Annotated in this window: 17 protein-coding genes; 7 read left to right on the plus strand and 10 right to left on the minus strand. The window is 61.6% G+C overall.

Translation table 11 applies throughout. The features are described from left to right. Positions 1–163 precede the first annotated feature (163 nt). Positions 164–559: a hypothetical protein gene (locus tag HMPREF1155_RS04465; RefSeq protein WP_009077977.1), complete on the minus strand. Its 396-nt coding sequence runs from the start codon at positions 557–559 to the stop codon at positions 164–166. Between the two features lie 462 nt (positions 560–1,021). On the opposite strand from HMPREF1155_RS04465, the gene HMPREF1155_RS04470 reads away from it, so the two are divergent. Together HMPREF1155_RS04470 and HMPREF1155_RS04475 are read left to right on the plus strand one after the other, a co-directional pair. Continuing rightward, positions 1,022–2,764 (plus strand): ABC transporter ATP-binding protein/permease, encoded by a 1,743-nt coding sequence (locus tag HMPREF1155_RS04470; protein ID WP_039993374.1) that lies wholly within the window; start codon positions 1,022–1,024, stop codon positions 2,762–2,764. Then, complete coding sequence (locus HMPREF1155_RS04475; RefSeq protein ID WP_009078029.1) at positions 2,761–4,506, plus strand: amino acid ABC transporter ATP-binding/permease protein; 1,746 nt, start codon at positions 2,761–2,763, stop codon at positions 4,504–4,506. The genes HMPREF1155_RS04470 and HMPREF1155_RS04475 overlap by 4 nt, the downstream gene beginning before the upstream one ends. A 125-nt stretch (positions 4,507–4,631) precedes the next feature. On the opposite strand, the gene HMPREF1155_RS04480 is transcribed toward HMPREF1155_RS04475, so the two are convergent. Next, positions 4,632–5,672 (minus strand): helix-turn-helix transcriptional regulator, encoded by a 1,041-nt coding sequence (locus tag HMPREF1155_RS04480; protein WP_009077992.1) that lies wholly within the window; start codon positions 5,670–5,672, stop codon positions 4,632–4,634. Positions 5,673–5,815: 143 nt separating this feature from the next. Here HMPREF1155_RS04480 and HMPREF1155_RS04485 point away from each other — a divergent pair, with 143 nt between their 5' ends. Together HMPREF1155_RS04485 and HMPREF1155_RS04490 are read left to right on the plus strand one after the other, a co-directional pair. After that, positions 5,816–7,612, plus strand: coding sequence for an ABC transporter ATP-binding protein (locus HMPREF1155_RS04485; protein WP_009077975.1), 1,797 nt, complete (start codon positions 5,816–5,818; stop codon positions 7,610–7,612). Next, the gene (locus HMPREF1155_RS04490) at positions 7,613–9,358 is read left to right on the plus strand and encodes an ABC transporter ATP-binding protein (protein ID WP_009077840.1); all 1,746 of its coding nucleotides are present in this window, start codon (positions 7,613–7,615) and stop codon (positions 9,356–9,358) included. It begins immediately after the preceding gene. Positions 9,359–9,786: 428 nt separating this feature from the next. On the opposite strand, the gene HMPREF1155_RS04495 is transcribed toward HMPREF1155_RS04490, so the two are convergent. Both HMPREF1155_RS04495 and HMPREF1155_RS04500 read right to left on the minus strand, forming a co-directional pair. Beyond that, positions 9,787–11,130: a hypothetical protein gene (locus HMPREF1155_RS04495; RefSeq protein ID WP_009077807.1), complete on the minus strand. Its 1,344-nt coding sequence runs from the start codon at positions 11,128–11,130 to the stop codon at positions 9,787–9,789. Positions 11,131–11,972: 842 nt separating this feature from the next. Then, positions 11,973–12,803 (minus strand): TatD family hydrolase, encoded by an 831-nt coding sequence (locus HMPREF1155_RS04500; RefSeq protein ID WP_009077990.1) that lies wholly within the window; start codon positions 12,801–12,803, stop codon positions 11,973–11,975. Between the two features lie 607 nt (positions 12,804–13,410). Here HMPREF1155_RS04500 and HMPREF1155_RS04510 point away from each other — a divergent pair. Continuing rightward, on the plus strand, positions 13,411–14,055 hold the full coding sequence (locus HMPREF1155_RS04510; protein WP_009077871.1) for a GNAT family N-acetyltransferase: 645 nt from the start codon (positions 13,411–13,413) through the stop codon (positions 14,053–14,055). Positions 14,056–14,186: 131 nt separating this feature from the next. On the opposite strand, the gene HMPREF1155_RS04515 is transcribed toward HMPREF1155_RS04510, so the two are convergent. From HMPREF1155_RS04515 to HMPREF1155_RS04540, 6 genes are all read right to left on the minus strand, one after another. Continuing rightward, complete coding sequence (locus HMPREF1155_RS04515; RefSeq protein WP_009078079.1) at positions 14,187–14,921, minus strand: ThiF family adenylyltransferase; 735 nt, start codon at positions 14,919–14,921, stop codon at positions 14,187–14,189. 174 nt (positions 14,922–15,095) lie between these two features. After that, entirely contained in the window at positions 15,096–16,091 is a 996-nt protein-coding gene (locus tag HMPREF1155_RS04520) for an MBL fold metallo-hydrolase (protein WP_009077831.1), read from the minus strand. 95 nt (positions 16,092–16,186) lie between these two features. Continuing rightward, positions 16,187–17,578, minus strand: a complete 1,392-nt coding sequence (nhaA, locus tag HMPREF1155_RS04525; protein ID WP_009077942.1) for a Na+/H+ antiporter NhaA — start codon at positions 17,576–17,578, stop codon at positions 16,187–16,189. 335 nt (positions 17,579–17,913) lie between these two features. Beyond that, positions 17,914–19,041, minus strand: coding sequence for a 5-methyltetrahydropteroyltriglutamate--homocysteine S-methyltransferase (locus tag HMPREF1155_RS04530; protein WP_009078081.1), 1,128 nt, complete (start codon positions 19,039–19,041; stop codon positions 17,914–17,916). A gap of 308 nt (positions 19,042–19,349) precedes the next feature. Next, the gene (locus HMPREF1155_RS04535; protein ID WP_006363323.1) at positions 19,350–20,546 is read right to left on the minus strand and encodes an ABC transporter permease; all 1,197 of its coding nucleotides are present in this window, start codon (positions 20,544–20,546) and stop codon (positions 19,350–19,352) included. Next, the gene (locus tag HMPREF1155_RS04540) at positions 20,539–21,288 is read right to left on the minus strand and encodes an ABC transporter ATP-binding protein (RefSeq protein WP_009077732.1); all 750 of its coding nucleotides are present in this window, start codon (positions 21,286–21,288) and stop codon (positions 20,539–20,541) included. The genes HMPREF1155_RS04535 and HMPREF1155_RS04540 overlap by 8 nt, the downstream gene beginning before the upstream one ends. Before the next feature lie 114 nt (positions 21,289–21,402). Between HMPREF1155_RS04540 and HMPREF1155_RS04545 the strand changes: the two genes are divergently transcribed. After that, positions 21,403–21,981: a TetR/AcrR family transcriptional regulator gene (locus tag HMPREF1155_RS04545; RefSeq protein ID WP_009077800.1), complete on the plus strand. Its 579-nt coding sequence runs from the start codon at positions 21,403–21,405 to the stop codon at positions 21,979–21,981. A gap of 144 nt (positions 21,982–22,125) precedes the next feature. Then, the gene (locus HMPREF1155_RS04550) at positions 22,126–22,563 is read left to right on the plus strand and encodes a hypothetical protein (protein WP_009077887.1); all 438 of its coding nucleotides are present in this window, start codon (positions 22,126–22,128) and stop codon (positions 22,561–22,563) included. Positions 22,564–22,752: the final 189 nt, after the last annotated feature.

Genomic DNA, 22,752 nt, shown 5'->3' on the forward strand with positions numbered 1-22,752 from the left:
TCGACGCGCGGCATATCGGGTCCGGGCGCACACCCCTCCGCGCGTCCGGGCCGCAAGAAGGGCCTCCGTTCGAACGTGTCGAGCGGAGGCCCTTCTATTACCGTCTTGGCCGGTGGGCCGGGTTTCTTCATTTCCCCGACAGTTCGGCCTATGCGCCGGCGAATCAAAGCGCGTTGAAGCCGTGGATGCCGCCGATGAAGACGAAGATGACGAATGCCCAGGTCGGATTCAGCCGGTCGCAGATGCTGGTCGCCGCTTCGGCGCGCGGGCCGCAGACGCCGCCTCCGATCTTGCGTCCGAACCACCGGATGATCTTCCCGGCCGTAACGAGCAGGATCTTCGCGCCGAAAATGGAGGCGCCGCCGAAGATGAGCGCCCATCCGATGACGGAGAGGGATAGGGAATCGGATGTTTCCGCCGCCCCCTGCACGATGAGCCCGATGAGGAAGATGACGGCGAACGAGCGGATCCAATAGGTGCCGTCGAGATAGGGCAGGGCATGCTCCCATGCGCCGATCTGCTGGATGGGTTCCTGCTTCGTACGATTCTTCTTCGCCATGGTCGTCTCCTGCGCGCTCGTATCGCTCGTATCGGACAGGTTGCATTATCGCGCAACGTGCGCGCATCGCATGCGTCGTCGAGGCATATTTCGGATGAATCGGCCTGCAGAAAAGGGCGTCCGTCGCGTTCAACGGCATATGCGCCATGCATGTCGGCTCTTGGACGACCTGCATGGATGGCGCGCCGGAACGTTCCCGGCAGCGCGTGTCCCGATACGTCTGCAAACAGGAGAATATGAACCGTCCGATGCCGCCCGACGAGCGTGCGGGCTGCTGCCGATGCCGCCCGACGAACGTGCGGGCTGCTGCCGATAGCAATGGTACCGACGCCCGAAGGCTTGTGGCGCGCGACGCGCATTCGGGCTACTATCGGTATGAGTTTCCTGGGGTGAACAACGATCGGCACGCGTGCGTCTCGCAGCCGGTCGAGGTTCGCGCTTGCTGCGATAGGATGTGCGTTCATGATAAAGGTACGGCTCGTGAGGCTGCTCGCCCACGCGCGGAAATACATCGTATATCAGGTCGTCTGGCAGTGGATTTCGCTCCTTTGCCAGATCGCCATCGTGCTGTGCGTGGCCGCTCTCGTATCGCACGCCGCGAGCGGCGACCTTGCGACGGTGGATGCGGCGTGGCTTGCCGGCATCGTCGCGGGGGCCGCCCTGCGCTTCGTCTGCGACCGCAAGGCGGCGAAGGCGTCGTTTGCGGCGAGCGTGGACGTCAAACGCATCCTGCGCGGGCGCATCTACGACAAGCTGCTGCGTCTGGGCGCCTCGTACCGACAGAGCGTGGCGACCTCCGAGGTCGTGCAGATGGCGGGCGAGGGCGTCGAACAGCTCGAAACCTATTTCGGGCGCTACCTTCCGCAGTTCTTCTACGCCATGCTCGCGCCGCTCACGCTTTTCGGCGCGCTTTCGTTCGTGAACCTGCCGTCTGCGCTGGTCTTGCTCCTGTGCGTTCCTCTCATTCCGGCAAGCATCGCCGCGGTCCAGACCGTCGCGCGCCGCCTGCTTTCGCATTATTGGGATGCCTATGCCGGGCTGGGCGATTCGTTCCTTGAGAATCTGCAGGGCATGACCACGCTCAAGATCTATCGAGCCGACGGCGAGCACGCACGCCGGATGGACGCCGATGCCGAGCATTTCCGCCGCATCACGATGAAGGTGCTCACGATGCAGCTGAATTCGACGACGGTCATGGACATCGTCGCGTACGGCGGGGCCGCCGTCGGCATCATCACGGCGCTCACGCAGTTCTACGCAGGAAACGTCGGATTGTTCGGCGTCGTCATGATCGTCCTTCTGGCCTCCGAGTTCTTCATTCCCATGCGCGTTCTGGGATCGTTCTTCCATATCGCGATGAACGGCATGGCGGCGAGCGACCGCATCTTCGCCCTGATCGATGCGCCTGAAGGGAAGAAAGGCGATATCGAGGTGCCGTGCGACGGCATCGACATCGTCCTGCGCGGCCTCCGCTTCTCGTATGCAGAGGGCCACGAGGTGCTGCGGGGCGTGGACTTGGATGTTCCCCAGGGCAGCTTCGTCTCTCTCGTGGGCGCGTCGGGCTGCGGCAAATCCACGATCGCAGGCGTTTTGATGGGGCGCAACGAAGGGTACGAAGGAAGCGTGCAGGTCGGAGGCGTGGAGCTTTCCGACGCATCGGAAGAAAGCCTGATGCGTGCCATCACCACGCTTCCTCACAACAGCTATGTATTCAAGGGCACGATCGCCGAGAACCTGCGCATGGCCGCACCCGATGCCACGGACGGGCGTCTGTGGGGCGTGCTCGAGGAGACGCGGCTCGCCGATTTCGTGCGGATGCAAGGAGGCCTGTCTTTCGAGCTCGAGGAACAGGGAAGCAACCTCTCGGGCGGGCAACGGCAGCGTCTGGCCTTCGCCCGTGCGCTCATGCATGATTCGCCCGCATACATCCTCGACGAGGCCACGTCGAATATCGATGTCGAAAGCGAAGAGGCCGTCATGCGTGTCGTGCATCGACTGACGCGCGAGCACGGCAAGACGGTGGTGCTGATCTCGCACCGCCTGGCCAATGTGGTCGCTTCCGACCGCATCTGCCTGCTGGAGGGCGGCGTGATCCGCGAGTCCGGCACGTACGAGGAGCTCATGGCCGCCGACGGGGCCTTCCGCGCGCTGTTCGATCAGCAGATGGCGCTCGAACGATTCTCGACGCAGGAGGTCGTGGCATGAAGGACATGAACGCAACGTCCGCGCGCCGCTCGGGCGCGGCCATCATGGGTCGTCTCATCGTCCTGGTCAAGCCGTTGGTGCCCATCATGGTGCTGGCCATTCTCCTGGGATCGGTCGGCTACCTGTGCGCCATCTTCATCACGATTCTGGCCGCCTTCGGCATCTCGGCCGGTCTCGAAGGCGCTTTTGCGGGGGCGTCTTTTCCCTCCGAGGCTCTGGTCGATATGCCCGTCGCAGGACCCGTCGGCATCCCGGTGCTCTTCGTCGCCCTCGCCGTCATGGCGGTGGCGCGCGGGCTTCTGCACTACGGCGAGCAATATTGCAACCACTTCATCGCATTCCGCCTGCTCGCCATCGTCCGCCACCGCGTCTTCGCCGTGCTGCGGACGCTCTGCCCCGCGAAGCTCGAGGGACGCGACAAGGGCGATCTCGTTTCGCTCATCACCTCCGACATCGAGCTGCTCGAGGTCTTTTACGCCCATACGATATCGCCCATCGCGATCGCCGTCATCGTCTCCGCCTGCATGGCGGCGTTCATCTCGACGCAGAGCGCGGCCGTCTCGCTGGTCGCCCTTGCAGGCTACACGGTGGTGGGCGTTCTTATCCCGATCGCGCACGGCCGTCGCGGCGCGCAGGTCGGCTTCGCGTTCCGCGAATCGTTCGCCCGGATGAACGGTTTCATCCTCGAGTCGTTGCACGGCCTGGACGAAACGATCCAGTACGGGCAGGGCGCCGTGCGCGGCCGTGCCATCGACGAGCGCTCGCGCGCGCTGGGACGGCTGCAGGAGGGGCTTGCCGGCATAGAGGCATCGCAGCGCTCGATGACCAACGCCGCCATCCAGCTCTTCTCGGTTCTGGCGCTTGCCGTCTCCGTCTTCCAGTTCGGCATAGGGTCCATAGGGTTCACGGCCATGATCGTCTCGACGGTCGCCGTCATGGGTTCGTTCGGTCCGGTGGTGGCTCTTGCGAGCCTTTCGAACAACTTGAACCAGACGCTTGCCGCCGGCGAACGCGTGTTGGCATTGCTTGATGAGAAACCCCAGGTGGAAGATATCGAAGGGGAACAGCCTGCCTCGTTTCATGGGATGGTTGCCGACGATGTGTCCTTCGCGTACGCCGACGACGAGATCCTTTCGGGCATGTCGTTCGACATCCCGAAAGGCGCGGTCGTGGGCATCCACGGCCAGAGCGGCAGCGGGAAGTCGACGCTGCTCAAGCTCATGATGCGTTTCTGGGACGTGACCGGCGGGTCGCTGTCCGTACGTCAGGCCTCAGGCCCTGCGCGCGATCTGCGCCATGTGAACACGACCGATTTGCGCAGCTGCGAGTCGTACGTGACGCAGGAGACCTGGCTGTTCCACGACACGATCGCCCGCAATATCGAGGTCGGGCGTCCCGGCGCATCGCGCGAGGACATCGTCGCTGCGGCGAAGGCGGCTTCAATCCATGACTTCATCGAGACGTTGCCGGACGGTTACGACACGAACGTCGGCGAGCTGGGCGATACGCTTTCGGGAGGGGAGCGTCAGCGCATCGGCATCGCACGTGCGTTCTTGCACGACGCGCCGCTCATGCTGCTGGACGAGCCGACGAGCAACCTCGATGCGCTTAACGAGGGCGTGATTCTGAAATCGCTGCGCGACCAGGCGGGTGAAAGGACCATCGTGCTCGTATCGCATCGCGCATCCACGCTCGCCTTCGCCGATACCGTTATAGAGATGGAATCCGGCCGCGCGAGCTGAGGAGGATTTCCAAAGACGAACTCATGAGGCGCTAAGGATTGCGTTCCGATTGCGGCCTGCAGCCTCGCGCCGGTCGTGCGATCCGGGGCCATTGCCCCTGGCCAGGGCGCTTCTCGGCCGGAAGCTCATGTGCGGTTTCGGCGCCACGCGGAGGGCGTCATGCCGGTTTCCCGGCGAAACGCCGCGCACAGGCCGCTGCGGTGCTTGAATCCGACCTGCCGCGCCACGTCGTCGATCGTCTCTTCGGAAAACGCGAGCAGCTCCTCCGCTTTTCTTATGCGAAGACGGATGCCGTATGCCCCGATGCTTTCTCCCGTCACGCGTTTGAAGGTCTCGCACAGGTACGTGCGTCCTACATAGAGCCGTCCTGCAAGCTCGGAAATGGTGAGAGGCTCATCGATGGTTTCGGAGAGAACGGTCTTCGCGGCGCCCACGATATCCTCGTCGGCATGGCGGCCTGCGGCCTGGCGACGCATGGCCTCGTCGTGTCGGTACGCCGCGAAGCTCCCGATGGCTTCGCGCATCTTCCCTGAATAGAACAGCGATGCTCCCGGCTTGGAGGCGTGCCGCATGGACAGGGAGCGCAGGATCTCCCGGAGTTCGAGCGATTCGTCGAGCGAAATCGGGGCGTTCGTTTCTTCGAAAGCTGCGGCGGCTTCGGGATTGCGGTCCAGGAACGGCTCGAACAGGATCACGTTGGCGGCTCGGTATACCTGGTCGGTTTCCAAGAGGAATGCATACGATCCCGGATGCATGGTGGCTGCCATGACGTGGTTTTCGAGCCCAGGTGAGAACGGGGCGTTCATTTCGAGAGCCGCATGGTCCCAGGGCGACCGGTCCGGCGTTTCGGATGCGGTTCGGCGCAGCGCCTTCATGTCCGCGGCCGATACAAGGGACAGCATCGCGTAGGGGGTCTCCGGTTTTTCCTCGAGGATGGTCGGGGCGTTCATCTTGACGCACAGCATGACGATGGCGCAATCGTCCTCGATGGGGCTCGACCACATCCATCCGCGCGCGAGCATCGAATCGATGCGCATGAGCGATCCATAGGCGATGGGAGCCGGAGAGGCTCCGAACTGCATGAGCTGCGTGGCGAAGACGCTGCGCACGCGCGGATCCAGCGCTGAAAGCGCTCGTTCGAGATCGTTTTCGACGGCGCGAGGCATAGAGCCTCCTCACTAGGTCTGCACTGTTTCGTACGGAATGCGTTGCCAATCGTTCGTCTTGCAGAATGAGGCGGCGCGCATCTTCTTCCAATAGTTAGACTACTTTAACAAAATAGGACCCGCATGTGGAAGGAAGGAACAGCATGTCGAAAGGAAAGGAAGCGCAGAAGGGGGTTCTGACCAGGCTGCTCGCCTTCGCCGGACCTCATAAGCGCCTTACGTTCCTCGGGTGCGCGCTCTCCGGCGCATCCATGGTGGCGAGCATGGTTCCCTATGTCGCCATTTGGCTTGCGGCTCGGGATTTGATTCAGGCGGCGCCTGACTGGGCGGCCGCGACGAACGTCGTCCAGTACGGCTGGATCGCGTTCGGTTTCGCCATAGGCGGCCTGGTCGTGTATTTCCTCGGGCTCATGTGTACGCATCTCGCAGCGTTCAGGACCGCGTCCAATATGCGCAAGCAATGCGCCGAGCACCTGATGAAGACGAGTCTCGGGTATTTCGATACGCATGCATCGGGATCGCTGCGCCGCCGCATCGACGGATCGGCTGCCGCGACCGAGACGATGCTCGCCCACAATCTCGCCGACATCGTGGGCACGATCGTGCTGTTCGTCGGCATGGTCGTCCTGCTTCTCGCCTTCGATTGGCGCATGGGGCTGGCGTGCCTGATGGCAGCCGTCGTATCGGTCGTCTGCATGATGTCCATGATGGGCGGCGACCGCGCTCGGGTGATCGCTGAATTCCAAGCCTCGCTCGAGGATCTGGGAAAGGCCGGCACCGAATACGTGCGCGGCATTCCCGTCGTGAAGATATTCCAGCAGACGGTCTATTCGTTCGCCGCGTTCCGCCGCGCGATCGAGACCTACAGCGAGAAGGCCCAGTACTTCGAGGGAAAGATCTGCCGCATCCCGCAGAGCATAAACCTCACGGTCACCGAGGGCGTCTTCGCGCTGCTGGTGCCGGCGGTGGTCCTGCTGGCTCCTACCGCCGCCGATCTTCCAGGATTCATCTGCGACTTCGCTTTCTATGCGGTGTTTTCGGGCATCATCTCGACGGCGCTCGCGCGCGTGATGTTCGCGGCGAACGGGCTGAACACCGCAGGCGATTCGCTTTCGCGCATCGAGGAGGTCATGGCGGCTCCTGAGATGTCCGTTCCAGAGCATCCGCAGCGTCCGGCGGACTTCTCGATAGAGTTTCGCGATGTGAGGTTCTCATATGCGGGCGCCGATGCCCCGGCGATCGACGGGATTTCCTTCAAGGTTCCGGCGTCTTCGACGTTCGCGCTGGTCGGACCGTCGGGTGGCGGGAAGACGACCGCCGCGAGCCTCATTCCCCGATTCTGGGACGTCGATGAGGGCCAGGTGCTCGTCGGCGGCGTGGACGTGCGCGACATCGATCCGCATGAGCTGATGGCCCTCGTGTCCTTCGCATTCCAGAACGATCGGCTCTTCCGCATGAGCGTCTTCGACAACGTGGCCATCGCGCGTCCGGGCGCCACGCGCGCCCAGGTGGAGGAAGCGCTCGAGGCGGCGCAGTGCGCCGATATCGTAGCGAAGCTTCCCCAAGGCCTGGAAACCCAGGTGGGATCCGAAGGCGTGCACCTGTCCGGAGGCGAGCAGCAGCGGATCGCCTTGGCGCGCGCCATTCTCAAGGATTCCCCCATCGTCGTGTTGGACGAGGCCACGGCCTTCGCCGATCCCGAGAACGAAGCGCTTATCCAGAAGGCGATCGAGCGTTTGGCCGAAGGCCGGACGGTCATCATGGTCGCCCATCGCCTCTCGAGCGTCGCCCATGCCGACGGCATCGTGGTGCTCGATCGCGGGCGTGCGGTCGAGTCGGGAACGCATGACGAGCTCGTCCGCGCAGGCGGGCTGTATGCACGCATGTGGAAGGACTTCTGCACCGCGATTGACTGGAAAGTCGGAAAGGAGGTGTCGTAGATGCTGTTCGGGGAAAAATTCAAGCATGCGTACGCGCTTACCGATTCCGGCGTCGCCATCGCGCGCCGCGGTACGTTCTGGACCGTCGTCGTCAATCTGGTCGACATGGGCGGCATCATGTTTCTGTATCTGCTCATGAAGCAGCTCATGGACCATCTGTCGGGAGAAGGCGATCTTCCGGGCATCGTCCCGTACGCCGTCGGGCTCGTCGCGTTCCTGGCCGTATCGTTCTTCGCGCACTTCAAGCAGTACGGCGCAACCTACAGCAGCGTCTACGGAGAGGTGGAGGCGAAGCGCCTGTCGATCGCCGAGCGCCTGCGTCGTCTCCCGCTTTCGTTCTTCGGCCGTCATGAGCTTGCCGATCTGACGGAAGTCCTGATGGGCGATGTGGCGACGCTCGAACATGTCTGGTCGCACGTGCTCGGGTATCTCTACGGCGCCTATATTTCCACGGCGATCGTCGCCGTCGGGCTTCTTGCGTTCGACTGGCGGCTGGCCCTCGCCGCGCTCTGGGGCGTGCCTGTGGCGTTCGCCCTGCTGTTCGGTACGCACCGGAAGGTTGCGAGCAAGCAGTCCGAGGTGCGCATCGCAGGCGTGCGCGTGGCCGAGGGCCTTCAGGAGATGCTCGAGAACGCGCGTGAGATCCGCGCGACCAATCAGGAGAAGCGCTATCTTTCCGGGCTCTTCGGCATGATCGACGACCACGAGCGCAAGATGGTGCGTACCGAGCTCATGTCGGGCATGTTCATCAATGCCGCCGCGGCCATCATGCGCCTCGGCATCGCGTCGACGGTGCTCGTGGGCGCCTCGCTCATCGCGACAGGACAGATCGGGTTCATGACGCTCTTCGCGTTCTTCCTGGTCGTGACGCGCATCTACGGGCCGTTCGATCAGGCGCTGGCTCTCATTGCCGAGGTCTTCTACTCGGAGGTGTCGGCGACGCGCCTGCAGAGCATCTACGACGAGCCTATCGCGGGCGGGAAGGAATCCTTCGCGCCTTCGGGCCATGACATCGCGTTCACGGATGTGAGCTTCGGATACGATACGGACACGGTGCTCGAGAACGTGTCGTTCACGGCGAAGGAGGGCGAGGTCACGGCGCTCGTCGGTCCGTCAGGTTCGGGAAAGTCGACCTGCGCGCGCCTGGCTGCGCGCCTCTGGGATGCCGATTCCGGCACCATCGAGGTAGGCGGCGTGGATATCCAGACCGTCGAACCCGAGGTGCTGCTCGGCGATTACTCCATGGTGTTCCAGGACGTCGTGCTCTTCGACGACAGCATCATGGGGAATATCCGTCTGGGTCGGCGCGACGCCACCGACGAAGAAGTGCTGGCTGCCGCACGTGCTGCGAACTGCGATGATTTCGTGAGCCAGCTGCCTCAGGGATACGATACGCCCATCGGCGAGAACGGCGCCCGGCTCTCGGGCGGCGAGCGCCAGCGCATCTCCATCGCCCGCGCGCTGCTCAAGGACGCTCCCATCCTGCTGCTCGACGAGGCTACGGCGTCGCTTGACGTAGAGAACGAGACGCAGGTCCAGCAGGCGCTTTCGCGACTGATCGCAGACAAGACCGTGCTCGTCATCGCGCATCGCATGCGCACGGTCGAGAATGCCGACAAGGTTGTCGTCCTGAAGGAGGGCCGTGTGGTCGAGCAGGGAACGCCGGCTGAGCTGCGCGCGCGGGAAGACGGTCTTTTCGCGCGCATGACGCGGCTGCAGAAGCTTTCCGAGGCGTGGTCGATCTAAAAAAGGGGGACGGCCGCGTTGAAGAAGGAACTCCCTGGGACGATGCCGCCCCAGGGAGTTTTTTTTAGATCGCCGTGCAAGTGGCCTTCATGGCAAAGCTCTACCCCTAGGACGATGCCGCCCCAGGGAGTTTTTTTAGGGCCGAACTGCCCTTCAACGTGCATTGAAAACTCATTGAGACGAATACGGAAAACAAAATCGCTGCCCGACAATTCGCCCGCAATGGATACGCAAGATCATTGGGCTGCGGCATCTGCGTGGACGAATGCCCGCAGGACGTCTTCGCCATCGAAGGCGGCATCGACGATTTGCACGCAATGGACGCACAAGATCATCGGCCATGTTTTGCACGTTAGAATGCAGGCAATAGCGGCGGAAGGCTTCGGCCGCTATCTGAAAAAGCCCGATGCGTCTGGCTCCCGTCTCTTCTATGCTCTCGAGGCGGTATCGCTTTGGGATGAGCTCGAGTTGCCGGTTGCATTTTGGCCGGAGGCGGCTTCGTTCGACGATGCCGATGAGTCGTTCGAGTCGGTCGAGGGAGACGACGAGCCGGAACCGTTGCCGTTCGACGCGTTCTGATCGGAGCCTGAAGAGCCCGAACCGTTCGTTCCGGATGAACCGTTGGATCCGGCATTGGCATCGCCTGCGCCGTTCGAGGCATCTGCGGAAGATCCGTTTTTGCTGTTGGACGAGGCATTCGAGTTCGAATCCGCGGTCGAGTCGGCGTTGCTTCCCGTCTTCGTCGACGATGAATCGTCGTTCGCTGCGGATTGCTTGTCCGCGTCGGATTCCTTGGAGTCGGACTGGCTGTTCGAGCTGCCGGTATCGGACTGTTCGGTTGCCGGCGTGTCGCTTGCAGTGCCGAAGACGGCGTCGGACACGCTCGATTTCTCTCCGATGCCCCTGCCTTCCGTCACGGCGAAGATGATGAAAGCCGAAAGAGCGATGGCGATAAGCCCTGATGCGATAGCGACGATCACGACGCCTCGTTCCGTTTTCGCCCGATTGGCGCGGCTTATTCTGGTTGCGCGGAGGGTTGCCGTCCGTGCGCTGTGGGATCGGGCAGCGCTTCGCTCCATGGGAGGCAGTGCGGAGTCAAGGGTGTCGGAGGATGGCATTGCACCGCTTTCACCATAGAGGACTCTCGTACGCTGCGCGTCGTAGGCGTCTTGCATGCTGCGGAGGATCTTCGTGCCCTGCGCGTCGCAGGCCTCTTGCGCGCTCTGCGCGCCGTGCACGCCGGGGGTTCGCAGGGTGCTTACATAGGGATCGCGTGCGGTTGCCACGGTTTCGGCCCGATCGCTTCCTGCTAGGCCGACTCCAGGTAGAACCTCGGTTTTCCCGTCGGGGCCGAAGACGCCCGTCGCCTTCTCTTTAACCTTGTCGGCCGACTTTGCGATGGTGTTCTTGTATACCTGCGTCGATACGGTCGACACGATAGAGCCGAGCGCGACGCCGATGACCGACCCTGTAAAGCCGATGATCGATGAGAAGAACATCGAGGTCAGAGCAGCAAGAGCTGTTGCTGCGATCTGGATCGGAGATATTCCGGTGAAAATGCCTTTTCGCTCGGGTTCGGGTTGCTTTTCGATGTCGGGCGACGCGTCGGCCGAGACCTGACTGGCTGAAATCCGATCGGGACTGGCTGGAATCCGACCAGTCGGGACCCAGTCAGCCGGGGCTTGGTCGGCCGGAACCCGATCGGCTGAAACCCGATCGGCTGAAACCCGATCGGCCGGGCCTTGATGAGTATATTGAAACGAACTGCTCATATCGACTCCTTGTTCGACTCTTACCGTAGTTGCGGGATGGCAGAGACGGGAAAAACGTTACGAACCGTAAACTCATCCCGACGTGCTCTGGATATTTGCTGCATCGTTTCGCGATAGTGCGCGGAGCGCTGAAGCCCGCTCGGTCCCGTCCAGCATGTATGCAGGCTGCATTCATGAAGTCCAGCCTCAGCGCGGAGTGCTGAAGCCCCGCTTGAACTCGTCCAGGGGTTCGCTTGATTTTGTATAAGGTACCGCTTGGCCCCACCCGGGGGTTTGCCCGGTTCTATCCAAGGGCTCGCTTCTGATTTCATCCAGGGGTTTTGCGCGACTGTCGAAATGCGTGCGCACAGATTCACTCCCAACTGACAAGAAATCAGTGCTTAGGGGGATTTTGCAAGTCGAATGTGCGGGCAAAGCTTTCGCATAGATCAATATCAAGGCTTGTATTGAGATAGGCACAAGATGTAGTTGTTGAAATCATCCTGTCTCATAAGATTCGATTCATATTTTGATTCCCTATACCCCCTAAGCGTCTATATTTTGGCAGTACGAGGCGAAGTACGCGCGTTTTTTCGTTAAGCTCTGATTTTTTTGGAAGATGTCCTGCCGTGCGTTTGCGAAATGAAGGGTTCAGGCGGCGACCCGCCCGACGAATCCTCTAGCATACCCGACGGACCCTCTGACGTCGGCTTTCGTCACACGACGAGATCCCTTGACACTGGCTTTCGTCACACGACGAGATCCTCTGACGCCAGCTTTAGGCGCCCGACGGGACCCTCTGATACCAGCTTTCGATGTCCGACGGAACTTCCTGACGTCAGCTTTCGATACACGATCGATCGCTACACGCCAAGCAGCCTTCGGCTCGATTCCGTAATCCTCTCAAGCGCGTCCTCGCCGCGCAGGGCCGCGATGCCCTCTGCGGCGCGCCGAAGGTCGGCGATCCATTCGTCGGCCGATCCTTCGTATCCGGCGGCAGGCGGCCAGTCGGTTTCCAACAGCAGCTGGGCTATCGGTACGGCTTTCACGTATTCTCGACCTTTGCGCGTCGCAAGCGATCGGGTACCGAACGAGAACCGGCATCCGAGCTTGATCGCGCGCGCGAGCTCCTGCGACGATCCGCTGAACCAATGCAGGATGCATGTGCACGACTCGATTGCATGCATGCGTTCGAGCAGATCGAGCACCGTATCAGCGCTCTTCACCGCATGGATGGAGAGGATGCGGCCTCCTTCGGTCGCGCAGATCTTAAGGACGCGGGAGAACGCTTCGACCTGCAGGGCTTTCGCTTCCTCGACGGTTGCGGGGCGTCGGCACCTTCCGCCTGCCTCTGTCTCGTCGTCGGCCGCGATGCTTCCCTCAAGGCATCTCTTCCCGAAGTCGAGGCCTATCTCGCCTACGAAACGCGTCTCGCGCGCCAGGTCGGCGGATGCCTCGACATCCTCATACGTCACGCGCCCGTCGGCTACCCACCAAGGATGCATGCCTGCTCCGATGTGCACGTTCTTGCACGGGGCGAGCGCCTTGCGCGCCGATTCGTATGCCGCAGGGGAAACGGTTGCGGCGAAGGCTCCGATTCCGAGCGCCTCTGCTTCATGCGCAATGCGTGCAGGGTCCTTCCAGAAGTCCAGGTGACAATGCATGTCGAAGAGGCTGGGAGGAATATCGGCCATTTCCGCTCCTTTCGGCATTACCGAAATGCATGCTGAAAGGCATTATTGGCGTTGCATTCGCGCGCTTCAAGCATGGATGTCGGTTTTTTCGATCTCGCGCGCTTTGCGTGGATCGACGTCTTTTTATAACGTCGACTTTTTAGGTTGGATCTGCGGGGCCGACATAGGGTCGACGAAGAAAGGCCCGTTCACCCAAGGGAATGCTATGCTGTGCGCCTCACGGATCTTGTAGCCGATCGAGAGGCTCGTTCACCCAAGGGAATGCTTGAGAATATGACCGAAGGTATGGTTGAGGGCATAGCCAGGGACATGACGGCATCGGCTTTGTCCCGCACCCTGTTCATGTCAAGAATTACGGCGTGCTGCGGGTGGAATGGTTCGATGGCGGCATGGGATAAGATGATCTTGGTATTCCTGTGCGCGAAGAGAGGGCCGATCCAGCGAGCGAGCGTGAATGGTTAGCGTCAAGGCATTCCCGTGCGCGGAGAGGGATCGATAGACTGCATCAGCACGTCAGAGCCTAATAGCAGGGCATTCCCGTGCGCGAAGAGGGGTCGATCCGACCGGTCGCATTGCGTCAGACAGTTCGGCGAAAGGGAGGCGGCGGATGGAGAACATGGACGGCGATGTCATGACGAAGGACATCGTCATCAGGGAATTCAATATCGCCGACCGTGCAGCGGCCGCGCGCTTCGCCATGGAGGGCATGCATCTTGACCGCTATGTCGAGAACGCGCTTGAATGCTGGATATACGAAAAGTATGTCATACGGGAGGCCCTTGCTCGTTCGAACTATCTTATCGGCGCGTATCAGGATGATAGGCTCGTCGGCTTTTTGTTCGGATGTTTCAAGGGGCGGCCGCTCCCTTATCGCGATTCACGATTCATCTTCCTTCAGCGCCTGTTCAAGCTATTGGCAAGGCTTTCGCCTTCCTCGTCTCGGGACGATGCGTACGATGCGGCGAACCGCGCCATGAAGGCGTCGCTTCGTTCTGAACCTGATGTTGAACTGGTGTTTTTCGCGATCGATCCCGCCTGTAAAGGGAAGGGCGTCGGCACCAAGCTGCTCGCCGCCTTCGAGCGCGCCTGCGCGGGGATGGATATGTTCCTGCGCACCGACGATGCCTGCACCTATCAGTTCTACGAGCACCGCGGCTTCATGCGCGCGGCAGAGCGCGATGTCGCGATGGGAGGCTCCAAGGGGGCCTTTACCCTGAAGTGCATGATGTACGTGAAGCATGTGGATGCATAGGGCATCGACGAGGCGACTTTCATGTCGGATGTCGTGCAGGAAAGAACCGATTTCCCCAGAGGAGCTTATCCGCATCATCATTCTGGGGGTGACAAGGGTTTCACCGATTCCCTTGAAGGAGCGCGAGGCGGCTAGCCTTCAAGCCCGACAATGGTGCGGATAACCTCGCCAGCTATCATCTGGCCCATGATGGGCGGGAAATACGGCATCGTGCCCAGCCCGCCGCGCTGTCCGCGCTCTTGACCTTCAGGCGTCGTCGCGGCGGGCGCCTCCTCGGTCGAGAAGAGGACGCGCAGGCGGCGGATGCCGCGCTTGCGGCATTCTTTGCGCATGATGCGTGACATGCGGCAGTTGAACGTGTCGTTGATATCGGCGAACCGCAGGAGCTCAGGATGCAGCTTATTGCCGCCTCCCATGGCGCTGACCAGCCAGAATCCATGCTCCTGCGCGGCTTGCGCAAGAGCGAGCTTCGTCGAAACGGTATCGATCGCGTCCACGACGTAGTCGGCGCGCAGCGCGTAGTCGCTCACGATGGCGTCGACATTTTCCTCCAGCACGAACGCATCGACGACCTCGACCGTCGCCGTAGGATTGATGTCGGCGATCATATCGCGCATGACCTCGGTCTTCTTCTGCCCGAGGGAATGCTGCCAGGCGACGGCCTGGCGATTGAGGTTGCTCGGCTCCACCACGTCATGGTCGACGAGGATGAAATGCCCGACGCCGCCGCGCGCAAGCGCCTCGGCGCAGTTCGAACCGACGCCGCCGATGCCGATGACCATGACCGTGGCCGCAGCGAGCGCCTCGACACCCTCGGGCCCGATCAGGCGCTCTATGCGAGAGGTTGCGTCTTCGTCTGCGGACATGGTATCTCCTGGTCGATTGCGCGCGATGACGGATCGGCTTCGCGGGTTGCCGTCATCGCGGAGGGATGCGGATGCGTCCGAAGGCGTACGAACTTCCAGCGAATCATCCTTCGCGCGGCGAAGTCGTGCGATTCCGAATGCAGTGCAGCGTGCGATGCTCGCGATTATAGCGCGCTACGCAGGCTCGTAGCGGAATGCGCCCGTCCCATCGACGCGCCGCGCGATGCGTCTCTCGTTGACCAGATGATCGAGCACGACCATGCCGTTTTCCAATATGCATTGCTTGAGCAGGATAGGCGTTTCATCCCAGGATTTGCCGCGCGTGTTCCAAGGGACGAGGCGAATCGCCTGCGTTCCCGTGATGCCGGGGCGTTCTTTGATCGCCTCCCACGTTTGTTCGACGCGCCGGTGGCGATGGCCGATCAACCAGTCGATACGCTCGTTCACACCGTCTTCGATCTCGCCGTGCGAATGGAACAGGCGCGATACCCGCAGATCTTGAACCTTGCGGAGGCTGTCCAGGTAGTTTTGCAGGGTGTTCGGGTCGGAAACCGAGAAACGAAGTCCGGGCGAAAGCACGAAAAGTATGTGGTCGCCGCCGAAGTAGACACGGCTTTCGGGTTCGAACAGCGTCAGATGCCCCTGCGTGTGGCCCGGCGTTTCCACCACGCGCAGCGAAAAACGTCCGACATCGATCGTGTCGCCCTCGCCGACGAAGCGCAGGTTGCGTTCAGGCGATATCCAGCAGTCATGCGCGAGTCCTTGGGCCGCTGCTTCCCTCATGTAGCTCTCGGATGCTCCCTCGGCGCGAATGCGGTCTTCCAGCTGCCGCACGAACAGATCGGTTCGCTGGAACGCGCTTGCCTCGAAATCAATGCGCGAGAGATAGAGCGGGGCATCTGCGGGAACGACGCGATCGACGAGGCCGGCATGGTCCATATGAAGATGCGTGAGGAAGTATCGCGCGCGCGAAGGGTCGATGCCCAGCTCGTCGAACGCGGCCATCAGGTACGCATACCCTTCATCGGACGGTGCGCCCAGATCGACGACCAGGCAGTCGTCGCCGTCTTTGACGACGTAGCAGTTCGTGCCGCGCGTGATAACGTTCGGGTAGGGAACGTCGATCAGGAAGACCTCGGGCGTCGAGGCCACGCGTATGCAATGATTCATAGGGACCCTTTCTGTTAAAGGAATGCCCTGCATGCGGGTTGCGAATGGCGGTCGGCAACGGCCGTCGTGTCAAGGGCGGCCGCCATCGAGCTCGATCATGCTGTCGTTTCCGCGAGATTATCCGTCTTACAGCTGTCATTCTGCGCGTCTTTTCGGCTGACGAAGAGCAGCAGCAGGAATCCGGCCACGCCGGCGACGAGCGATGCGGATAGGATGCCCACCTTCGCGATAGTCACGGCCACCGGGTCGACGAACGCGAGGTTCGCGACGAAGATCGCCATCGTGAAGCCGATGCCGCCGAGCAGCGCAGCGCCCACCATATGCGCCACGCGCGCGCCGGACGGCAGGCCGGCCAGCCCGGATTTCACCGTGATAAGGGTCATGGCCAGGATGCCGGCGGGCTTGCCGACGAGCAGGCCGAAGAACACGCCGTAGAGCACGGGGCTCGCGAATACGTTGCCAAGCGTGCCGTCGACGAGGCACACATCGGCGTTCGTGAGCGCGAACAAGGGCAGGATCAGGAAATATACCCAAGGATAGAGGTATTTCTCAAGACGTACGGCAGGCGGGATGACCTGTTTTGCCACCTTTGAGAGCTCGGCTACGGCTTTCAGATAATCGCCTTGCGCGATGACGGGCGTTTCAGGAGCGAAGCTCTCGCGGGCCTGTTCCACCTTCCGCCCGCTCCAGTCGGCGAACGTATGCAGGTTCACGTGCGATCCGGAGGGGATGGCGAAGGCGAGCAGCACGCCGGCGATCGTCGAGTGGATGCCCGACGAGAAGATGCAGTACCACAGCACCACGCCGAGCGCGATATAGGGGGCGAGCGCATATACATGCCGCTTGTTGAGCGCGATGAGCACGATCATGACGAGCGCCGCTGCTCCGAGCCACGGGATGCTCGGCGACTGCCCGTAGAAGATGGCCAGGATCAGGATGGCGATGATGTCGTCGGCCACGGCGAGCGTGCTCAGGAATACGCGCACGCCTGAAGGGATGCGATCGCCGAGCAGCGAAAGGACGCCCAGGGCGAACGCGATATCGGTGGCGGTGGGGATGCCCCAGCCGCTTGCCGTGGCGGTGCCGAAGTTGAAGGCGACGAAGATGAGGATGGGCGCGACCACGCCGCCGGCCGCCGCCATGATCGGCAGGATCGCCTGACGGATGTTCGTGAGCTCGCCGACCGTTATCTCGTATTTGATCTCAAGGCCTACGAGCAGGAAGAATATAGCCATGAGCACATCGTTGATGAAATGCGCGAGCGTCATCGAGCGCACGTTCTCGCCGAATCCGAAGGTCAGGTGAGCATGCCAGAACCCAAGGAAGGCGTCGTAGATCGGCGAATTCGCCACGATGAGCGCGAGAATCGCGGCGACAAGCATGACGCCTGCGGCCTTCGTGGACGAATGCGTGAATTCGATCCACCTGAAGTAATGCTTCACGCGTTCCTTGGTCTCGTCTATGTAAAGATCGTGTTCGGTCTGCATGGGTCTATCTCCTTGCTGGCGGCCGGCGATGGGAATCCGGCGGTGCGGTGCGCGGGCGCATAGAGGCGGTACAGGCGTGGCGATGAGACGGGCCATGCGCCGAAGTGCGCGGGCGGAAAACGCGATTGGTTTCAAGCGATTCACTTTAGCATGGAGAACGATGCGTGCGGAAATCGAAACGGATCGGTAAACGAATGAAGGCGCCGACGACGATTCGCCGGCGCCTTCATTCGCGAGGCGCAAAAAAAGTTTCTGCTTTCACTCCGCCGTCCCACGAGCAGGGCAGTGGGGATCCGAGCTACACGGGCGGCGGAGCGGAACCCCGGATCGGATCCTCAGTCCCAGACCTCCTCGGCGATCTCGCGCACGAGCGCGACCTTGGCCCACTGCTCGTCTTCAGTCAGCTTGTTGCCGATTTCGCAGGATGCGAAACCGCATTGCGGGGAAAGGCAGAGGTCTTCCAGCGGCACGTAGTTGGCTGCTTCGCGGATACGGGCGATCACCTGCTCCTTATCCTCGAGCTCGGGGCTCTTCGTGGTGATGAGGCCGAGCACGACCTTCGTCCCGGGCTGAATCTGAGCGAGCGGGGCGAAGCCGCCGGAGCGCTCGTCGTCGTACTCGAGGAAGAAGGCATCTGCGTGTTCGCGGGCGAAGAAGGTGGAGGCAACGGCTTCGTATCCGCCGGAGGATGCATACGTGGAGTGGTAGTTGCCACGGCAGACGTGCGTGTTGATGGTCAGGCCTTCGGGGCGGGCATCGAGGACGCGGTTATTGATGGAGAGGAACTGCTCCTGCGTACGCTTGAGCCCCTCGGCGTCGCTGCCGAAGAAGGCCTCGGCCTTCTCGTCGCAGAGCATGCCCCAGCTGCAGTCGTCGAACTGGATGTTTCGGCAGCCCGCATCGAAAGCCTGCTTGAGGAAGGCTTCGTATCCGGTCACCAGATCATGTTCAACTTGTGCATCGTTCTCGTAGAATTCCTCGGTATGCGCGCGGTTGAAGGGCAGGACGAGCTGTGCGAGGAACTGCGCGGGTGCGGGAATCGTAAGCTTTGCCACGACGTTTTCGTCTTCGAGCGCCTGAACGAAGCGGAAGTGCTCGATGAAGGGATGCTCGCCCTCGAGCCTGATCTTGCCGGTTGCATAAGTGTCGTCGATCTTCGCCGTTTCGCCATGAAAAGGCAGGCCGGTCTCGGTCTTGCTGTGGCCGATGCCCGCGAATCCCCACATGAAGTCGAGGTGCCAGGTCGCGCGGCGGAATTCGCCGTCGGTGATGACGCCGAGACCGGCCGCCTTCTGTTTTGCGACCAGGTCGCGGATCGCGTCGTCCTCGACGGCCGTGAGTTCGGATCGGGAGATCGTTCCCGCCTCGAAGTCGGCGCGCGCGCGACGCAGCGCTGCAGGGCGCAGGAAGCTGCCGACCACGTCGAATCGGTGCGGGGTTTTCTTATCGTATGCGATGGTCATGGGTCTCTCCTTCACGAGCCGGTTGTTCGATGCGGAGAATCCTATCACCGTGGTTTGCTATTCACTAATATTTAAATTTGATATATAGATATAGAAATTATCTATATCAATACTGAGAGGTGTCCCTATAGTTCTATCAACCAGAAGTTTCGACCGATATCCCCTTATGAGGCAATGCGTGCGCAGGTTCCCTGCGAAGGGCACGGAAGGCGCGACACGAACATACGGATTACGGCGTGGGCTCGAGTCAACGCGAGGCGGAAAACATCGATTCCGATCCGTCGAAAGACGATGGATGCAGATTCGGGTCATCGGGCGCGAGGACGTCTCATGCCGAGGCACGCCAGCGTGAAGAAGAAAGCGGCGAAGCCCCACATGATGGCGAGTGGTGCGGTGACCGCCTCGAGCCCCGCGCCGCGCAACATGACGTCGCGCAGAGCCTCTGTGCCGTAGCCGAGCGGCAGCGCCGAGGCGACGGCACGCAGCCAGGCGGGGGCTTGCGAGAGGTCGAAGATGCCCGAGAGCATCAGCTGCGGCATGACGAAGGCGAGCAGCAGCTGGATAACTTGGAAAGGGCTTTCCGCCAGCCCCGAGACTGCCAGGCCCAGGGTGAGTGATACCGCCGCCATCGAGGCCGCGAGCGCCGCGATGAGCAGCGGCGAGCCTTCGTTCGGGAAGCCTATCACGCACACGGTGAAGACGATCGTGGTGGCCGTGTACAGGAGAGCGATCAGGCCGAACCCGAGCAGGTAGCCGCTGGCGACCTGCCAGCCCCTCACGGGCGTGACGAGCAGCCGCTCCCGCGTGCCGCAGGTCCGCTCTGCGAGCAGGCTCATGGAGCCGGTTATGAAGACGAACATGAACACGAACAGTCCGATGAAGACCGGGCCGTAGTAGTCGAAGACGGACCAGTTCCCGCTGCCGTGGAGATAGTCGACCTCGATAGAGGTGAAGGGCATGGAGCCCTCGATGTCGGGGATGTCGTCCGCGAGCGATTCGGCCTCTTCCACCGCCTCGCGGACGCCGGCGGGCAGGCGTGAGAGCGTCTCGTCGTCGATGTCGAGATCGATGGAATCGATGCGCTCTTCGAACCCCTCGGCCTGGGAGAGAAGCTCGTCACGGGCAATCTTCTGCTGCTCGACCAGGGCGGATTGGACGGCGGAGAGCGCGGCGGCGGTGCGCGAGGCGTCCGCGCCCTCGACGCGCACCTCGAGGACGTGGCCGTCGCCCGCCGAGACGACGGCATCCACCTCAGCCGCCTCCAAGAGCCGCTGCGCCTCCTGGGTGTCTACGGCCTGCAGGGTGCAGTCCTCGTCGCAAAGATGCGAGACGAAGCCATCGGGGACGTCGACGAGCGCGAGACGGGGCACGTAGGCGGGCGATCCCAGGACCAGGTAGAACAGGAGAAAGGTGACGCAGGGGGCAACCACAAGCGTGGCGACCATTCTCTTGTCGCGGGCGAACTCGACGACGATGCGGCGGGTCACCGCAAGCAGCCTACGCATGGTCGCCCTCCTTTCCCTCCGGCTCCACCAAGGCGATGAACGCCTCTTCCAAACTTCCCGTCGACGTCGACTCAAGAATCGCGTGCGGGAAACCCGTCCGCACGAGACGACCGTCCCTCATCAGGGCGACGACATCGCAGCGGGCAGCCTCATCCATGGCATGGGTCGTCACTAGCAGCGCAGCGCCTTCGGCGGCAAGCGTTCTGAACAAGTTCCAGAGCTCGGCGCGCCGTACCGGGTCGAGCCCTACCGTCGGCTCGTCCATTACCAGGATCTCGGGTTTCGCAAGAAGCGCTACGGCAAGTGAAAGGCGGCGTTTCATGCCGCCCGAGAAGCTGTCGACGAGCTGGTCGCAGGCGTCTTCCAAGCCGATGAGCGGCAAGAGCTCCGCTATCCTCTTCCTGACCTTCGTGCGGGCAAGCCCCTGGAGGGCGCCGAAGAATTCCAGGTTCTCACGGGCAGTGATGCCCTCGTACAACGCCGTATCCTGAGGCATGTAGCCGAGCTTCGATCTCATCGTCGGATAGGGTGCCGTCTCGTTGCCGAGGAGCACACGGCCTGAAGTCGGGACCTCCGATCCGACGACGAGGTTGACGAGCGTCGTCTTGCCGCTCCCGGAAGGACCGATGAGCCCCGTTACCTGACCTTGTCGAACCTCGAGCGAAACGCCGTCGAGCACGGACTTTTTTCCGAAGCTCTTGAATACGCATTCGATGCATACGAGCGTTTTCCCTTGAACCATAGCGGCTTCCTTCCATAAAATGGACATTGTGTCCGATTTGATTGTGCGGAACGGATTGCATCCGTTCAAGCGACAGAACAGGCGAATGTGTCCGATTTTCATGGAGGGGTGCGTATGGAAGAGCATGATTCAAAGACTGTCGCGGCAACGAAACAGCGCATCACCGACAGCCTGTTCGAGATCATGAGAGACGATTCGATAGAGCACGTGACCGTGCGCGAAGTGTGTGGGAAGGCCGGCATCACGCGGTCTACGTTCTATACGCACTTCTCAAACGTCTACGACGTGCGCGACCGATGCGAGGCCGAGATATCCGAACGGGTCGAACACGTGTTTTTTCCGGAAGTTCTCAGCACGCTCGGCTTGGGAGGGCGCCGAGGGTGTGTGCGGGTCGCACGGCGCGTCGAAGAGGCGCTTGGGGATCATTTCGATCATCTCGCGGTGCTCCTCAACGGGGGTGACCCGGCTTTTGTCGAAAGGGCGCGCATGGCTGCGATGGATGCGGTCTCCTCTCACCTCGGTATCAAGAAGATGTCCGAGCGGCAGGCTCTCGTCTTCTACGGGACGTCGAGCATGCTCCTGAGCATGTACGCGCACTGGCTTGTGTCGGATCGCAGCATGCCGCTCGAAGAGCTCGTCGCGACGGCCCGTTCCGCCGTTCTGCATGGGCCGGCGAGAACGATGCTCGGATGAGCTCGATCGTCTGAGCGTATGTCGACCGAAGAGCGCAAAGCCCAACGGCCTCATCCGACCGAACCTCATTTCGCAATAAGCGATTCCTTTATGAAAAACTGCAGGTAGAATAGCTGTATGACGAAAAGGGGAAGGAGCGTTCGAATGTGCGAAGAGTGCTATGTCGATGAGAGCAGGGCGACCCCGCTGCTGAATCCGCGGGACTGTCTGGAGAACCACACGCAGTACATCTGCGGGACGTGCGGCAGGTGCATATGCATCGAGCACGATCCTCATCGCGGACTGCAGCGGTGGAACTTCCCTTTCAAATCGCTTGAGATCGCGAAGCTGTACCTGCGCACCGCCGACTACAGCATGAAGAAACCGTGCGGCATTTACGAGATAGCGGGGGAGCGCGGCAGGCTTTCGTACAAGATCTTCGCGGACATCGAGGATCTGCGGTCGTACCTGAAGAAGAGCAAAGGGAAGTCGTGCGCGTCCCTGTCGCCTGCCTTCATCATGGATGAATACCGGGAATATGCGGGCACGCAGGTGCGGAGGCTCGCACCCGACGAGGTCGAGAGGTATATGTCGGAACGGTAGGCCGGGTTTTCGATTCCGGCATCAAAGAATCAGTTGAGAGCGGTTCCTTCGCCGAGATCGGAATTCGTTATCGTTGCCAAGAGCTAGAAAAAAAGAGTGACGAAATGGCCGCTGCCGTTGAAGAGTCGATCGTGCCTGCATTCATCCTCGTGTAATCCATTGCGATTCCTCTTCTAACCTGGATATCAA

It is taken from the genome of Slackia sp. CM382, from assembly GCF_000293015.1.
Taxonomy (GTDB): domain Bacteria; phylum Actinomycetota; class Coriobacteriia; order Coriobacteriales; family Eggerthellaceae; genus Slackia; species Slackia exigua.

Excerpts from the sequence above, each read along its gene's own strand:
- HMPREF1155_RS04465 (WP_009077977.1), bottom strand. The coding sequence starts at position 559 with ATGGCGAAGAAGAATCGTACGAAGCAGGAACCCATCCAGCAGATCGGC.
- HMPREF1155_RS04470 (WP_039993374.1), top strand. The coding sequence starts at position 1,022 with ATGATAAAGGTACGGCTCGTGAGGCTGCTCGCCCACGCGCGGAAATAC.
- HMPREF1155_RS04475 (WP_009078029.1), top strand. The coding sequence starts at position 2,761 with ATGAAGGACATGAACGCAACGTCCGCGCGCCGCTCGGGCGCGGCCATC.
- HMPREF1155_RS04480 (WP_009077992.1), bottom strand. The coding sequence starts at position 5,672 with ATGCCTCGCGCCGTCGAAAACGATCTCGAACGAGCGCTTTCAGCGCTG.
- HMPREF1155_RS04485 (WP_009077975.1), top strand. The coding sequence starts at position 5,816 with ATGTCGAAAGGAAAGGAAGCGCAGAAGGGGGTTCTGACCAGGCTGCTC.
- HMPREF1155_RS04490 (WP_009077840.1), top strand. The coding sequence starts at position 7,613 with ATGCTGTTCGGGGAAAAATTCAAGCATGCGTACGCGCTTACCGATTCC.
- HMPREF1155_RS04495 (WP_009077807.1), bottom strand. The coding sequence starts at position 11,130 with ATGAGCAGTTCGTTTCAATATACTCATCAAGGCCCGGCCGATCGGGTT.
- HMPREF1155_RS04500 (WP_009077990.1), bottom strand. The coding sequence starts at position 12,803 with ATGGCCGATATTCCTCCCAGCCTCTTCGACATGCATTGTCACCTGGAC.
- HMPREF1155_RS04510 (WP_009077871.1), top strand. The coding sequence starts at position 13,411 with ATGGAGAACATGGACGGCGATGTCATGACGAAGGACATCGTCATCAGG.
- HMPREF1155_RS04515 (WP_009078079.1), bottom strand. The coding sequence starts at position 14,921 with ATGTCCGCAGACGAAGACGCAACCTCTCGCATAGAGCGCCTGATCGGG.
- HMPREF1155_RS04520 (WP_009077831.1), bottom strand. The coding sequence starts at position 16,091 with ATGAATCATTGCATACGCGTGGCCTCGACGCCCGAGGTCTTCCTGATC.
- nhaA (WP_009077942.1), bottom strand. The coding sequence starts at position 17,578 with ATGCAGACCGAACACGATCTTTACATAGACGAGACCAAGGAACGCGTG.
- HMPREF1155_RS04530 (WP_009078081.1), bottom strand. The coding sequence starts at position 19,041 with ATGACCATCGCATACGATAAGAAAACCCCGCACCGATTCGACGTGGTC.
- HMPREF1155_RS04535 (WP_006363323.1), bottom strand. The coding sequence starts at position 20,546 with ATGCGTAGGCTGCTTGCGGTGACCCGCCGCATCGTCGTCGAGTTCGCC.
- HMPREF1155_RS04540 (WP_009077732.1), bottom strand. The coding sequence starts at position 21,288 with ATGGTTCAAGGGAAAACGCTCGTATGCATCGAATGCGTATTCAAGAGC.
- HMPREF1155_RS04545 (WP_009077800.1), top strand. The coding sequence starts at position 21,403 with ATGGAAGAGCATGATTCAAAGACTGTCGCGGCAACGAAACAGCGCATC.
- HMPREF1155_RS04550 (WP_009077887.1), top strand. The coding sequence starts at position 22,126 with ATGTGCGAAGAGTGCTATGTCGATGAGAGCAGGGCGACCCCGCTGCTG.